Below are 13,513 nucleotides of genomic sequence, written 5' to 3' on the forward strand. Positions count from 1 at the left end.
CAATGAGCATATCAAGGCATCCAAAGCATCAAAGCCGTCGCATGGTCGCTCTGGCGATCGCACTGCTGATCGGTGCTGCGCCACTGATCTCTGGGCTGCTCGTCATGGACTATCAATTGAATAAACGCTTGGAGCAAAGCGCGAAGATCGCCGTAGACGAAGCATTGTTCACGTTCGACCGTCTGTTCGATGGTCTGCGCGCCGCAGCAGTACTCGCCCTGCCGTCAGGGACAAAACCCTGCCAGGACATTCAGAACAGACTCGCCGCCCAGGTCGCAGGCAACCCTAGACTGCAATCGCTGATCGTCAATCAGGGCGCGGGGCGAATATGCCGCAGCATGGAGACCATGGAACTTCCCGACTTTGCCCCGGACCAGACCCTCCGGTTGATCTTCGATTCGACCGCGATACCCGATGGCGCACTGGTCGCCTATCGCTTGGTCAACGGCGACCGCTCAGTCGTCGCCACAACCTATGGACTGGAAATACGCAACGAACTACGCGCTTTCAAAAATGGCCTGCGTCTGATCGTTGAAGTCGGCGATCAGTACATTTGGACAGAGGGCGACAGCCGTGAGCAAATACGCCCCTCAATGTCGGAGTTCTTGGAAGGCGGTGTTTCCAAGAAGTACGGATACCGAATAAAAGTCGGCTATCCGCAAGGCTTCACTGCCGCGGAAGCACGCCAGGCAAGAAACAGCGTGCTCCCCTCACTGGTGCTGATCAGTGCACTCACTTCTGCCGTCGTGATCTGGAGCCTGCGTAATCGAAGGGTCAACATCGACGGTAAAACCGCCAGTCGGCGACCGGCGGCTTGACCCGACACGTGTGATCACTCGGCGCTCAGCACGCCTCGACGAACCTGATCACGCTCGATGGATTCAAAGAGCGCTTTGAAGTTTCCTTCTCCGAAACCATCATCTCCCTTGCGCTGGATGAACTCGAAGAACACGGGCCCCATCAGGGTTTCGGAGAAAATCTGGAGCAACAGGCGCTTATCTCCCGACACCGATGCGCCGTCGAGGAGAATACCTCGAGCTTTGAGTTGATCGACCGGTTCGCCATGCCCTGGAAGACGCTCCTCGAGCATTTCGTAGTAAGTCTGGGGAGGCGGCGTCATGAAGCGCATGCCAATACCTTTCAGGGCATCCCATGTTTTGAGCAGATCGTCGGTGAGGAAGGCAACATGCTGAATGCCCTCTCCGTTGAACTGCATGAGGAATTCCTCGATCTGTCCGGAGCCCTTGGAAGACTCCTCGTTGAGCGGAATGCGAATCATGCCATCAGGTGCGGTCATGGCCTTGGAAGTGAGGCCGGTGTACTCGCCCTTGATGTCGAAGTAGCGAATTTCCCGGAAATTGAACAGCTTTTCGTAAAAACCGGCCCAATAGGCCATGCGCCCGCGATAGACATTGTGAGTCAAGTGATCGATCACCTGCAGTCCCGCCCCAACCGGATTACGATCGACACCCTCGATGAAGTTGAAGTCGATATCGTAGATCGAGCTGCCCTCTTCGAAGCGGTCGATCAGGTACAGCGGTGCACCACCGATACCCTTGATCGCCGGTAGGCGCAACTCCATGGGACCGGTTTCGATCTCAACCGGCTGCGCGCCGAGTTCCAACGCTCTAGCGTAAGCGTCGTGCGCGTTGCGCACGCGAAACGCCATGCCGCATACCGACGGGCCATGCTCGGCAGCGAAGTACGCCGCGATGCTCTTGGGCTCATTGTTGAGAGTCAGATTGATGCCGCCCTGGCGGTACAGGTGCACCTCTTTGGAACGGTGGGTAGCCACCTTGGTGAAGCCCAATGCTTGGAACACGGGCTCAAGAACGCCAGGGGTGGGGGAAGCGAACTCGATGAACTCGAAGCCCATCAGGCCCATCGGGTTTTCGAAAAGATCTGCCATGTCGTTATCCTCAGCGGTAACAGAATGAATATGCTCGAATGCGTGGGATGTCAGACAGGACAGGCGGCGAGCAGGGAATTCCCCTGACGCTGCGGGCGAGAAAATCACCGATGAGAAGCTTGAACCCGTGATACGCCATAGCAATGTTCTCGGCTGGGTCGGTTCCCCAAAACGGGAAACCTTATTCTTGTATTCGTAACTTGATTCTACAGGGCGTAATTTCCTTTGTCGCGCACTCGTTCAGTGTGCGGACGCATCACCGACTATTCTTGTGCTGTCGGCAGCCACTCACCTCAAGACTCACATGCCTCTCACGCTTGAACGTCAACGTCATCGAACCTGGCGGGCTCTGCTCCCTTGGACGGTTGGCGCGCTGCCGCTGCTGTGCGGATTGGTACTGCTAGAGTGGCAAGTCGAGCGTAACCTGCACGAGCGCAGCGTGGCCACGGCACGACAGGTGGTCAATCACGTCGAACGCATTCTCGACAGCGTGTCGGCCGCAGCGAAGATCCTGGCGCCGCTGGCAGGCCGCCCTTGCGCAGAGGTGACGCTCGCACTGCGCGAGCAGGTGACGCGCAACGCGTTCATCCGCTCGACCAACCTGTTCGCCAACGACATACTTTATTGCTCGTCCCTGTTTGGCGCCATTCATGAGCCGGTCGAAGCGATGCGCTACACCGAGGGCCAACTGTGGTTGATGGATGGAAACACGGTCACGCCCGACCACGCGCTGCTGGTCTATCGAACCCACCAGGCTGGGCGTGGCGTTCTGCTCACGGTGGATGGGGATCACCTCATTACCGCCTTGCAGTTGATTGCCAATGACGAAGCCCTGCAGATTCAGGTCGGCACGCACTGGATGGGTGCCGACGGTCGGGTGCACCTCTCAAAGCCGCCTTTGACAGGCAGCACGCCAATATCGCTGTATTCCTCCCGCTATCCGTTCGGTGTACATGGCGGCTATCGCGCACATCAATCGCTGCGCACGCTCTACAGCCACTATCCAGCGCTGCTCGCCCTGCTGTGTGTCATCGGCACATTTATCGGCATGACCTGCCATTGGCAACTGCGCCGGGCGTCCTCGTCACGCAGCGAATTGGACAGGGCGCTGCAGGCCGACGAGTTCACCCCGTATTTCCAGCCCGTGGTGCGCACAAGCGACTATCGCTGGGCCGGGGCTGAGGTGCTGATGCGCTGGCAGCACCCGCGCGAGGGGCTGGTGCCCCCTGACCTGTTCATCCCTTATGCCGAGCACAGCGGGCAGATCGTACCCATGACTCGCGCGTTGATGCTGCGCACCGCCCGAGGTCTGGCGCCTTATGCAGCCTTCATGGATGAAGGCTTTCACATCGGCATCAACATCACCGCCGATCATTGCCAGGACTTCACCCTGCTCGACGAGTGTCGCGCCTTCCTCGGCTTCTTTCCCCCAGGACGGGTGCTGCTGACGCTGGAACTGACCGAACGCAAGCTGCTCGAAGTCACGCCGATGACCCTCGAACTGTTTGAGAAACTCCACCAGATGGGCGTAAAGATCGCCTTGGACGACTTCGGTACCGGGCAATCCAGCCTGAGCTACCTGCGTCAGTTCAACATCGATTATCTGAAAATTGATCAGAGCTTCGTCGCCATGATCGGCGGCGACGCGCTCTCGCAGCACATCCTCGACACCATCATCGAGCTCTCGCGCAAGCTGGATCTGGCGGTGGTCGCTGAAGGGGTGGAAACCGAGGCGCAGCGGGATTACCTGGCGCGACATCAGGTCGATCTGCAGCAAGGTTACCTGCATGCCAGGCCCATGCCACTGGAGGCCTTTATCCAGGCACTCGCCGCACGTTCCTCAAGCGGCCGGTTGCCCCCGGACACCCCCGCTGCCATCATGCCCGGTTGATCGGTCCGTTCACTCTCCAGCTATCGAGGCTTTCGTGTCAAAAGGCATCATCTCGTCCGTCATGGCGTCCTGTCTGTTCGCCGTGATGTATTTCTACACCTCCCTGCTTGCTCCGCTCGACGGCGAGGAAATTTTTGGCTGGCGAACGTTGCTGACCCTGCCGTGCCTGACCCTGTTCATGCTACTGAGCAAGGACTGGCGCCATGTCGGCGAACTGTTGACACGGATTCGCCAGACACCCGCCCTGCTGCTCGGCATGATCGGCACTTCATCGCTGCTGGGCATCCAGTTGTGGCTATTCCTGTGGGCACCGCTGCATGGGCGCAGTCTGGAAGTATCGATGGGCTACTTCCTACTGCCCCTGGCAATGGTGCTCACGGGCAGAGTGGTCTATGGCGAACGTCTCTCACGCCTGCAAAAACTGGCCGTGGGCTGCGCTGCCCTAGGCGTTGGCCACGAGTTGTACCAGCATGGCAGCTTCGCCTGGGAAACCTTGGTGGTGGTGGTGGGCTACCCGATTTACTTCGTCCTGCGCCGACGCTGCCGCACCGACCACCTGGGCGGTTTGTGGTGCGACATGTGCCTGCTGCTGCCCTGGGCCCTGTACTTCGTGATCGAGGGCCCCCTGACAACGGCCGACCTGGCCGCCCATCCTGGATTGTATGGGCTGATTCCCCTGCTCGGTGCGATCAGCGCCTCGGCGCTGATCGTCTACGTGCTGGCCAGCCGCTTACTGCCCTTTGGCCTGTTCGGTTTGCTCAGCTACGTCGAACCGGTGCTGCTGGTTGGCGTGGCACTGCTGCTGGGCGAAACCATCACCTCGGATCAGTGGCTGACCTATCTGCCGATCTGGGCCGCCGTACTGGTCCTGGTGCTCGAGGGCATCAAGCACCTGCGTCAGCGTCGGCGGGCGGTGTAAGGCGCACCTGGCGCACTCGGCGCTCCTGCACCGCCATCACCGTCATGCGCCAGCCATTGCAGTCGAGCTGATCGCCGACCATCGGCAGGCGGTCGAGCAGGCTCATCACCAGTCCGGCGAGGGTCTGGTAATCCTCGGTGGCGCGGGCGGCGAAGCCGGTTCGCGCCTGCACCTGGGTCAGGTTCAGCGCCCCGTTGACGACGAACCCATCGACCTCCTGGACGATCTCCGGCCCGGCCACCTCACTGGCATCGGGAAGCTCACCGGCGATCGACTCAAGAATGTCGGTCATGGTCAGCACGCCGGTGAAATCACCGAATTCGTTGATCACGAACGCGATGTGCGTCGACTGTCCGCGCATCTGCTCCAGCGCATTGAGAATGCTGAAGCTCTCCAGCAGGTTCAGCGGCTGGCGCACCATTCGCTCAAGGTCCGGGGTACTACCGGTCAGCAATTCCTTGAGCAACTCCTTCTTGTGAACGAAGCCCAGAGGCTCGTCGATGCGACCGTCACGAATCAGCGGCAGCCGTGAGTAAGGCGAGTTGATCAGCGTCTGCGTGATCATCTCGGCCGACTGCGCCAGGTCCAGCGCATCGACTTCGGTGCGCACGGTCATCACGGTCCGGATCGGCCGCTCGGCGAGGTTCAGCACACCGCTGATCATCACGCGCTCGCGGCGGTCGAACAGCACCTGTTCTTCACCGCCTTCGACCAGATCGGCGATCTCCTCGCCCAGTTCGTCAGCCTCGACACGACGCCCGCCCAGCAGGCGCAGCACCGCGTGGGCGGTGCGCTCGCGCAGCGGGCGGTGCTGTTGCAGGCTGCGCTTGCGACGAGCCCGGGCCAGTTGGTTGAACGCCTCGATCAGGATCGAGAAACCGATCGCCGCATACAGATAGCCCTTGGGAATGTGGAAGCCCAAGCCTTCGGCGGTCAGGCTGAAGCCGATCATCATCAAGAAGCCCAGGCACAGCATGATGACCGTCGGGTGGGCGTTGACGAAACGGGTCAGCGGCTTGCTGGCCACGATCATGATGCCGATGGAGAAGATCACTGCGATCATCATCACCGACAGATGCTCGACCATGCCCACGGCGGTGATCACCGCATCCAGCGAGAACACCGCGTCCAGCACCACGATCTGCGCGACGATCGGCCAGAAAGCCGCGTGACGTGCACCCGCACTGCTTTGGGCGACATGCCCTTCAAGGCGCTCGTGCAGCTCCATGGTGGCTTTGAACAGCAGGAATACGCCGCCAAACAGCATGATCAGATCTCGACCTGAGAAGCTCTTGCCCCATACCTCGAACAGCGGCGCAGTGAGCGTCACCATCCACGAGATCGAGGCCAGCAGGCCAAGGCGCATCACCAATGCCAGCGTCAAACCAATCACCCGGGCGCGGTCACGCTGATGCGGGGGCAGTTTGTCGGCCAAGATGGCAATGAACACCAGGTTATCGATACCCAGCACCAGTTCGAGCACGATGAGTGTCAGCAGGCCCAGCCAGGCCGTGGGGTCAGCTAGCCATTCCATCAGCAGGTACTCTCGGGGAACGCGTCAGGACGACGCATGAAGGGCGGCCGGGACGGCCAGGGACTGGGGGGCTCCGCGAAGGTGCTCATAAGGGCCTTAAGTGTAATTTGGGATGTCGATCCTACAATCGAAGCAGGTTTTTCTGACAGCGGGAAACTATTACAAAAACTGTAACCGGTCGCTGAGCACTTTCGTTCAATACGCCGCAGTGCCCCCTGCAAGAGCATGGCCGCTTCATAGAACAACGAGGACGCCTTCCATGAGCCTGTCACTGTCCATGGCCGCTTTCGCCTTGGCCGCTTCGATTTCCCCAGGCCCTGTCAACATCGTCGCGCTGGGCAGCGGCGCGCGACACGGTCTGCGGGCCAGCCTGGGACACGCCGCCGGTGCCAGCCTGGGCTTTTGCCTGTTGCTTGTGCTGATCGGCCTGGGCCTGCACGAACTGCTGCTGCGTTGGCCACTGCTCAATCGTCTGCTGCACTGGGGCGGTGTGCTGTTCTTGCTGTACATGGCCTGGAAGCTGGCCAGCGACAGGGGCGAGTTGCACACCGGGCACCAGAGCCAGGCACCTTCGGCTTGGCACGGCGCGGTGATGCAGTGGCTCAATCCCAAGGCATGGCTGGCCTCGGTGGCCGGTATCGGCGCCTATACTGGCGGCGATCACCAGTTGCTGTGGCTGTTCACCTGGCTGTACGCGCCCATTTGCTTTGTGTCGGTCGCCAGTTGGGCCTGGGCGGGCAGCATGATCAGCCATTACTTGGGCAATGCCCGGAACATGCGCCTGTTCAATCGGCTACTGGCGGGCTTGCTGGTGGTCAGCGCGGCGTATCTGATGCTGGCCTGAAGGGCTGGATCACCGACCGCTGCGGTAGTGTCCAGGCGTTGCCGCCAGGTGTTGCTTGAAGGCGCGCTGCAAATGCGCCTGATCGGCGAACCCGGCCTCCAGCGCCACTTCGGCGATGCCCCGCCCCCGACGCAGCTCAGCCCGCGCATGCTGCACACGCTGATCGATCAGGTAACCATGCGGGGTAAGGCCGAAGCGACGGCGGAAGGCACGAATCAGATAGGCCCGCGACAATCCCGCTGCCGCGCAGATGTCTTCGAGGCTCAACGGATCGAGCCGATGGGCGCGAATAAAGGCCGCTGCGGTTTCCAATTGGGGATGAGCCGATAGCGGCCGTGGCTCGGGCACCTCCAGATACACCGGCAGCGCCCTGAAGAACGTCTTCAGCATTGCCTCGGCATTCACGGTGTGACCGTCGAACAGTTGCCCGAACACCTCCAGCAAGTGCCCATAGAGACGGGGACAATCACTCCACGTCGCCACTGGCAGCACGAACCCCTGGGCCTGCAGCCAGGGCAGATCCACATACAGCATCAGGTACGACCACTGCTCATCGGCGATGGGGTTGCACGCATGGACTGCACCCGGGTTCATCAGGACGGTGGCACCCGCTGCCAGTTCTCGCCATTGGTGACCATTGAGATAGGTACTGCGCCCACCTGTCACCACGCCGATGGAAAAGCTCTCATGGGAATGCGGGCCATAGCAGACTTCACGACCATCCCCGACCCGCCGCGCTTCGACGAAGGGCAGTGCTGAATCGCGCCAGAATTGCGAGTGGGTGCTCATACCCACTTCCCAAGGTCGCCCGGCAGGGCTGTGCAACCTGGGAACGTGACCACACCACCCTTGCGGGACCGGCGATACAGGGTTTGAGATCTGATCATGGCAGGACAGTCGGAAGACTCACGGATTGGCACAGCATAAGCCTTTAGCTGGCAATGTCACCTCCCCCCTGGTGTCAGGCCGGCGCGGTCATGCCGATGAAGTGTGCCAATTCCGGCGTCCTCGGCGCGGCGAACAGCGCTTCGGGATCGCCCACCTCGTGCACCTTGCCCTGATGCATGAATACCAGTTTGTCGCCCACTTCCCGAGCGAAGCGCATCTCGTGGGTGACCATGACCAGGGTCATGCCCTCGCGGGCCAACTGGCGCACCACACCTAGCACCTCGTTCACCAACTCCGGATCCAGCGCCGAGGTGATCTCGTCGCACAGCAGCACCTTGGGCGACATCGCCAGGGCCCGGGCGATGGCCACCCGCTGCTGCTGTCCGCCGGAAAGACGATCCGGATAGGCGTCGAACTTCTCGGCAAGGCCGACCCGAGCCAGCATCTGCCGGGCCAACGCCTGTGCCTCGGCTTTGCCGGCCTTCTTCACCACTTGCGGTGCCAGCATCACGTTCTCACCGACCGTCAGGTGTGGGAACAGGTTGAATTGCTGGAACACCATGCCCACCTTCTGGCGCAGTGCGCGCAAATCGGCGCGACTGGCATCGAGGTATTCGCCATCCACTTCGATCACCCCGTCACTGATCGATTCCAGACCATTGAGGGTCCGCAGGAAGGTGCTCTTGCCCGAGCCGCTGCGGCCGATGATGGCCACCACTTCACCTTCTTCGATGCTCAGGTCGACGCCCTTGAGCACATGATTGTCACCGTAATACTTGTGCAGCGCGGACACTCTAAGCAGCGGCATGCAGCCTCCTTTCAAGGTAGCGGGCGCTCAGCGAGAGCGGATAACAGAGGATGAAGTAGCCGAGCGCGACCAGGCCGTAGACCATGAACGGCTCGAAGGTGGCGTTGGCGATCATGCCGCCGGTCTTGGTCAGCTCCGTGAAGCCGATGATCGAGGTTACGGCGGTGCCTTTGACCACCTGCACCGAGAAGCCCACGGTCGGCGCAACGGCGATACGCAGGGCCTGCGGCAGGATCACGTGGCGCAGTTGCTCCAGACGGCTCAGCGCCAGGCTTTCGCTGGCTTCCCACTGCCCTTGCGGGATCGATTCCACGCAGCCGCGCCAGATCTCGGCGAGAAATGCACTGGTGAACAGGGTCAGCGCGATAGCCGCCGCGGCCCAGGCCGACACATCCACACCGAACAACGCAATGCCGAAGAACACCATGAACAACTGCATCAACAACGGCGTGCCCTGAAACAGCTCGATGTAGGCACGCGCCAGCCGCCGTGGCAGTGCGCGCTCGGAGATCCGTCCGATCAGCACCAACAGTCCGGCAAGCCCGCCGCAGACGAAGGCCACCAGCGATAACGCCAGAGTCCACTGCAACCCCACCAGCAGGTTGCGCACGATGTCCCAGAAGGTGAAATCCATTCAGCGTTTCCCCATCAGCAGACGCTGGCCGAGCCAGTTGAGCAGTTGGCGCACGACGATGGCCATCAGCAAATACAAGGCGGTGGTCAGCAGGTAAGTTTCAAAGGCGCGGAAGTTGCGCGACTGGATGAAGTTGGCGGCGAACGACAGCTCCTCGGTAGCAATCTGCGAGCAGACCGCCGATCCGAGCATGACGATCACGATCTGACTGGTGAGCGCCGGCCAGACCTTGGCCAGGGCCGGGCGCAGCACCACGTGCCGGAACGCCTCGAAGCGACTCATGGCCAGCGCCGCCGCGGCCTCCAACTGCCCCTTGGGGATCGCCTGGATACCGGCGCGAATGATCTCGGTGCTGTAGGCGCCGAGGTTGACCACCATGGCCAGCACCGCGGCTTCCCACTCGTTCAGACGAACACCCAGTGCCGGCAGACCGAAGAAGATGAAGAACAGTTGAACGATGAACGGCGTGTTGCGGATCAGTTCCACGTACACAACGAACAGCAGGTCGAACGGGCGCAGGCGCCAGGCCCGCACGCCTGCACCGACCACACCGATGGCAAGGCCAAGCACCGTACCGATGACGGTCAGCTCCAGAGTGAACAGTGCGCCCTTGAGCAGCAGGTCGCTCTGGGCGAGCACGGGCGCGAAGTCGAATTGATAGGCCATGGTCCGAGAGTCCGCCTGGTGCTTAAAGGTCGGCTGGCAGCGGTTGCTTGAGCCATTTCTCGGCGTTGCGATTCAGGCTGCCGTCGGCCTTGGCGGCAGCCAGTGCGCTGTTGACCTTGTCCAGCAATGCCGGCTCGTGCTTGGCGACGCCGACGTAGACCGGCGAGTCCTTGAGCTTGACCTTGACCACCGGCACCTTGGCCGGGTTCTTCTCGGCGATGGCCGCCATCACCACGCTGCCACTGGCGATCAACTGTACTTGGCCAGACAAGTAGGCGGCGATGGTCGAGTTGTTGTCCTCGAAGCGTTTGATCACCGCGTCTTTGGGTGCGACGGCGCTCAGCGCCATGTCCTCGATCGAGCCGCGGGTGACGCTGATGGTCTTGCCGGCCACTGCGCCGATGTCGTCGATCGGCGCGTCGGCCGGACCGAACACCGCCAGGTAGAACGGCGCGTAGGGCTGGGAGAAGTCGATCACCGCTTCACGTTCGGCATTCTTGCCCAGGCTGGAAATCACCAGGTCGACTTTACCGGTGGTGAGAAAGGGAATGCGGTTGGTGCTGTTGACCGGCGTCAGCGCCAGCTTGACGCCCAGTTTGTCGGCCAGTAACTGCGCGGTGTCGATATCCAGCCCGCGCGGCTTCATGTCGGGGCCAACCGAGCCGAAGGGCGGGAAATCCTGGGGCACGGCGACCTTGAGCACCCCACGGGCAGCGATGTCGCTCAGCGCATCGGCCTGGGCGGGTGTGAGCGTCAGGCCCGCACTGCAGAACAGGGTGGCCAGGAGCAGGGAGCGGAACGTCGTCATGGAAGGCCTCGCGGAAAGTCGAATGGGTGTGCGCTGCAGGCCATTGCAGGCAGCATGCCAGCTCGTCCTGAAATCGACCGCGAGTGCGCGTGGCGCGGGCTCTACAAGGTCTTACTGGTCTGAACAGTTGAACTCTAGATCTCACTCGGTTGGCCTCGTGCGCCCTGCTTTCGTGCGCTGTAATCCGCGCTGCGCCAGCTTGGCGCAAGGCTTGCCAGCACCGGCAGATCGCCGTACAACGTCAGCGTCATCGCCCTCCTACCGGTCTGAACAGCATGCTCGACACCCTCCCCCGCGCCGTACCGGAACTGGCCCTGCAGGCCATCCGCAAGCTCATCGACGAAGGCGGTTATCAACCCGGCGACGCCCTGCCCTCGCAACGCGACCTGGCCGATCGCCTCGGCGTCAGCCGGGCCTCCCTGCGCGAAGCCCTGTCCTCGTTGAGCGCCCTGGGGCTGATCAGCGTGCAGGCCGGCAAAGGTGTCTTCGTGCAGAGCCCGGCACCGGGCGGATTCGCCTGGCCCTATGCCGAGCAAGTGTCGGCGGCCGATACCTTCCAGATGCGTTATGCCCTGGAGGGGTTTGCGGCCGGCCAAGCGGCCCTGGCCCTGACCGCCGATCCGCTGGACCGGCTTCGGGCCAACGTCGAGGCCATGCGCGTGGAGCTGCGCGCGGGCCGCTTCGAGGCGGCGGCGCGACTGGATTTCGAGTTCCACCAGGCGCTGCTGCAGGCCTGCGGCAATCAGGCGATGCTGCAGGTGATCACCAGCAGCCGGGAGATCTTCCTGGAAAGCCAGAAGCTGCCGTTCAGTCGTCCCGAGCGGGCCATGGAAACCTGGCAGGAACACCGCACTATCCTCAAGGCCCTCGAACGCCGCGCCCAGGCCGCCGCCCAGCGGGCCATGCAAGCGCATATCCGCAACGCCGCCTCGCGCACCGGGGTGGTGTTCACGGTTTGAATAGCGCTGGCGCCCGGATCGGTCCAAACGGATATCTCGGTGTCGTGCTCAAGGATGCGGCGGTCGTTGCGCTGAGGTGTACTGCACCTGATAACCAGACGACAGGGCATGATCCTGTCCGCCCCCATCAGGCTGCCTACGCCAACCGGAGCACGTGCCCATGTCCGCATCCCATGAGGTATCCCCCGCCACCCTGCGCCGCGTGATTGCCGCCTCGGCCATCGGCAACTTCGTCGAGTGGTTCGATTTCGCGGTCTACGGCTTTCTCGCCACACTGATCGCCAGCCAGTTCTTCGCCAGCGAGGATGCCAGCGTCGCCTTGCTCAAGACCTTCGCCGTATTCGCCGTCGCCTTCGCCCTGCGCCCGCTGGGTGGCATCGTCTTCGGCGCGTTGGGCGACCGTCTGGGACGCAAACGTATCCTCTCGCTGACCATCCTGTTGATGGCCGGCTCCACCACACTGATCGGCCTGTTGCCGACCTACGCCAGCATCGGCATCGCCGCCCCGGTATTGCTGACGCTGGCGCGCTGCCTGCAAGGTTTTTCTGCCGGAGGCGAGTATGCCGGCGCTTGCGCCTACCTGATGGAGCACGCCCCACGCGAACGCCGGGCGTTCTATGGCAGCTTCGTGCCGGTCTCGACGTTTTCCGCGTTCGCGTGTGCAGCCGTGATCGCCTACGGCCTGGAAGCCAGCCTGAGCAGCGATGCCATGAACGCCTGGGGCTGGCGCGTACCGTTCCTGATCGCCGCGCCCCTGGGGCTGGTGGGCCTGTACCTGCGTTGGCGCATGGAGGAAACGCCGGCCTTCCGCGAGGCGCTGGCCGAGGGTCGCCAGCACGAGCACTCGCCGCTAAAGGACACCCTGCGCCACCATGGCCGAGCCATTCGCAATCTGGGGGCCTTCATCTCGCTGACGGCGTTGTCGTTCTACATGTTCACCACCTACTTCGCCACGTACCTGCAGATGGTCGGTCATCTCAGCCGTGCCCAGTCGCTGCTGGTAACCACGGTGGCACTGCTGTTCGCTGCCGCCGGATGCCCGCTGGCCGGCGCGTTGTCGGACCGCATCGGCCGGCGTCGGACCATCGGTTTCACCTGCCTGTGGGTAATGGTCTGCGTATTCCCCGCCTACTGGCTGGCCAGTTCCGGCTCGATGGCCGGCGCCCTGTTAGGGGTGATCCTGCTGGCAGTCGGCGCCTTGTCCAGTGGTGTAGTGACCGCTGCCTTGCTGTCGGAGAGCTTCCCGACCCGCACCCGCTACACTGCGTCGGCGATTACCTACAACGTGGCCTATACCCTGTTCGGCGGCACCGCACCGCTGGTGGCGACCTGGCTCATCACCCAGACTGGCAGCAGCTTGGCGCCGGCTTTCTATCTGGTGATGATTGCTTTGGTTGCGCTGGTCGGTGGATTGGCGCTGCCGGAAACCTCACGCGTTTCACTGGATGACGAAACACTCGGCGGCCCATCGACGGCCCGTGGGCGAGCCAACGCGTTGTAACCGACGACAGGGGGCGTTGGCTACGCCCCCTGTTTGGGTAACGACGCCTAAAGCTGCGGGCGATTACCGCCCCAAATCCCCAAGGCGAAGCAGGTCTGCGTTTACAAAACTAACCAGATGGTACAAAAATAATCGCATCCAATAACAAAAGC

General features: G+C 62.1%; 13 protein-coding genes. 6 read left to right on the forward strand and 7 right to left on the reverse strand.

Features of this window, described 5'->3' with window-relative positions; translation table 11 throughout:
- The first annotated feature begins 41 nt into the window (after window positions 1-41).
- Window positions 42-818 (forward strand): CSS-motif domain-containing protein, encoded by a 777-nt coding sequence (locus tag Q6A47_RS17450; RefSeq protein ID WP_304484923.1) that lies wholly within the window; start codon window positions 42-44, stop codon window positions 816-818.
- 14 nt (window positions 819-832) lie between these two features.
- Here the strand turns inward: Q6A47_RS17450 and hppD are convergent, their stop codons facing one another.
- The gene (gene hppD, locus Q6A47_RS17455; RefSeq protein WP_304484924.1) at window positions 833-1,909 is read right to left on the reverse strand and encodes a 4-hydroxyphenylpyruvate dioxygenase; all 1,077 of its coding nucleotides are present in this window, start codon (window positions 1,907-1,909) and stop codon (window positions 833-835) included.
- Between the two features lie 304 nt (window positions 1,910-2,213).
- On the opposite strand from hppD, the gene Q6A47_RS17460 reads away from it, so the two are divergent.
- Both Q6A47_RS17460 and rarD read left to right on the forward strand, forming a co-directional pair.
- Window positions 2,214-3,800, forward strand: coding sequence for an EAL domain-containing protein (locus Q6A47_RS17460; RefSeq protein WP_304484925.1), 1,587 nt, complete (start codon window positions 2,214-2,216; stop codon window positions 3,798-3,800).
- A 34-nt stretch (window positions 3,801-3,834) separates the two neighbouring features.
- Window positions 3,835-4,719 carry an EamA family transporter RarD gene (gene rarD / locus Q6A47_RS17465; protein ID WP_116888190.1) on the forward strand — a complete coding sequence of 295 codons (885 nt, stop codon included), beginning with the start codon at window positions 3,835-3,837 and terminating at the stop codon, window positions 4,717-4,719.
- Here rarD and Q6A47_RS17470 read toward each other — a convergent pair.
- Entirely contained in the window at window positions 4,685-6,253 is a 1,569-nt protein-coding gene (locus Q6A47_RS17470; RefSeq protein WP_116888189.1) for a TerC family protein, read from the reverse strand. The two genes, rarD and Q6A47_RS17470, sit on opposite strands and share 35 nt — an antisense overlap.
- A 259-nt stretch (window positions 6,254-6,512) precedes the next feature.
- Here Q6A47_RS17470 and Q6A47_RS17475 point away from each other — a divergent pair, with 259 nt between their 5' ends.
- Window positions 6,513-7,097, forward strand: a complete 585-nt coding sequence (locus Q6A47_RS17475) for a LysE family translocator (protein ID WP_029612585.1) — start codon at window positions 6,513-6,515, stop codon at window positions 7,095-7,097.
- Between the two features lie 9 nt (window positions 7,098-7,106).
- On the opposite strand, the gene Q6A47_RS17480 is transcribed toward Q6A47_RS17475, so the two are convergent.
- From Q6A47_RS17480 to Q6A47_RS17500, 5 genes are all read right to left on the reverse strand, one after another.
- Complete coding sequence (locus Q6A47_RS17480) at window positions 7,107-7,886, reverse strand: AraC family transcriptional regulator (RefSeq protein ID WP_304484926.1); 780 nt, start codon at window positions 7,884-7,886, stop codon at window positions 7,107-7,109.
- A 172-nt stretch (window positions 7,887-8,058) separates the two neighbouring features.
- Window positions 8,059-8,793 (reverse strand): amino acid ABC transporter ATP-binding protein, encoded by a 735-nt coding sequence (locus tag Q6A47_RS17485; RefSeq protein ID WP_304484927.1) that lies wholly within the window; start codon window positions 8,791-8,793, stop codon window positions 8,059-8,061.
- Window positions 8,780-9,427 (reverse strand): amino acid ABC transporter permease, encoded by a 648-nt coding sequence (locus tag Q6A47_RS17490; protein ID WP_029612583.1) that lies wholly within the window; start codon window positions 9,425-9,427, stop codon window positions 8,780-8,782. Before Q6A47_RS17490 ends, Q6A47_RS17485 begins: the two co-directional genes overlap by 14 nt.
- Complete coding sequence (locus tag Q6A47_RS17495) at window positions 9,428-10,093, reverse strand: amino acid ABC transporter permease (RefSeq protein ID WP_304484928.1); 666 nt, start codon at window positions 10,091-10,093, stop codon at window positions 9,428-9,430.
- A gap of 22 nt (window positions 10,094-10,115) precedes the next feature.
- Window positions 10,116-10,901 (reverse strand): transporter substrate-binding domain-containing protein, encoded by a 786-nt coding sequence (locus tag Q6A47_RS17500; RefSeq protein ID WP_116888184.1) that lies wholly within the window; start codon window positions 10,899-10,901, stop codon window positions 10,116-10,118.
- Between the two features lie 275 nt (window positions 10,902-11,176).
- On the opposite strand from Q6A47_RS17500, the gene Q6A47_RS17505 reads away from it, so the two are divergent.
- On the forward strand, window positions 11,177-11,860 hold the full coding sequence (locus tag Q6A47_RS17505; RefSeq protein WP_304484929.1) for a FadR/GntR family transcriptional regulator: 684 nt from the start codon (window positions 11,177-11,179) through the stop codon (window positions 11,858-11,860).
- A gap of 160 nt (window positions 11,861-12,020) precedes the next feature.
- Window positions 12,021-13,361 (forward strand): MFS transporter, encoded by a 1,341-nt coding sequence (locus Q6A47_RS17510; protein WP_304484930.1) that lies wholly within the window; start codon window positions 12,021-12,023, stop codon window positions 13,359-13,361.
- The last annotated feature ends 152 nt before the right edge of the window (window positions 13,362-13,513 follow it).

It is taken from the genome of Pseudomonas boreofloridensis, from assembly GCF_030580795.1.
Classification (GTDB): domain Bacteria; phylum Pseudomonadota; class Gammaproteobacteria; order Pseudomonadales; family Pseudomonadaceae; genus Aquipseudomonas; species Aquipseudomonas boreofloridensis.

Excerpts from the sequence above, each read along its gene's own strand:
- Q6A47_RS17450 (WP_304484923.1), top strand. The coding sequence starts at position 42 with ATGGTCGCTCTGGCGATCGCACTGCTGATCGGTGCTGCGCCACTGATC.
- hppD (WP_304484924.1), bottom strand. The coding sequence starts at position 1,909 with ATGGCAGATCTTTTCGAAAACCCGATGGGCCTGATGGGCTTCGAGTTC.
- Q6A47_RS17460 (WP_304484925.1), top strand. The coding sequence starts at position 2,214 with ATGCCTCTCACGCTTGAACGTCAACGTCATCGAACCTGGCGGGCTCTG.
- Q6A47_RS17470 (WP_116888189.1), bottom strand. The coding sequence starts at position 6,253 with ATGGAATGGCTAGCTGACCCCACGGCCTGGCTGGGCCTGCTGACACTC.
- Q6A47_RS17475 (WP_029612585.1), top strand. The coding sequence starts at position 6,513 with ATGAGCCTGTCACTGTCCATGGCCGCTTTCGCCTTGGCCGCTTCGATT.
- Q6A47_RS17480 (WP_304484926.1), bottom strand. The coding sequence starts at position 7,886 with ATGAGCACCCACTCGCAATTCTGGCGCGATTCAGCACTGCCCTTCGTC.
- Q6A47_RS17485 (WP_304484927.1), bottom strand. The coding sequence starts at position 8,793 with ATGCCGCTGCTTAGAGTGTCCGCGCTGCACAAGTATTACGGTGACAAT.
- Q6A47_RS17490 (WP_029612583.1), bottom strand. The coding sequence starts at position 9,427 with ATGGATTTCACCTTCTGGGACATCGTGCGCAACCTGCTGGTGGGGTTG.
- Q6A47_RS17495 (WP_304484928.1), bottom strand. The coding sequence starts at position 10,093 with ATGGCCTATCAATTCGACTTCGCGCCCGTGCTCGCCCAGAGCGACCTG.
- Q6A47_RS17500 (WP_116888184.1), bottom strand. The coding sequence starts at position 10,901 with ATGACGACGTTCCGCTCCCTGCTCCTGGCCACCCTGTTCTGCAGTGCG.
- Q6A47_RS17505 (WP_304484929.1), top strand. The coding sequence starts at position 11,177 with ATGCTCGACACCCTCCCCCGCGCCGTACCGGAACTGGCCCTGCAGGCC.
- Q6A47_RS17510 (WP_304484930.1), top strand. The coding sequence starts at position 12,021 with ATGTCCGCATCCCATGAGGTATCCCCCGCCACCCTGCGCCGCGTGATT.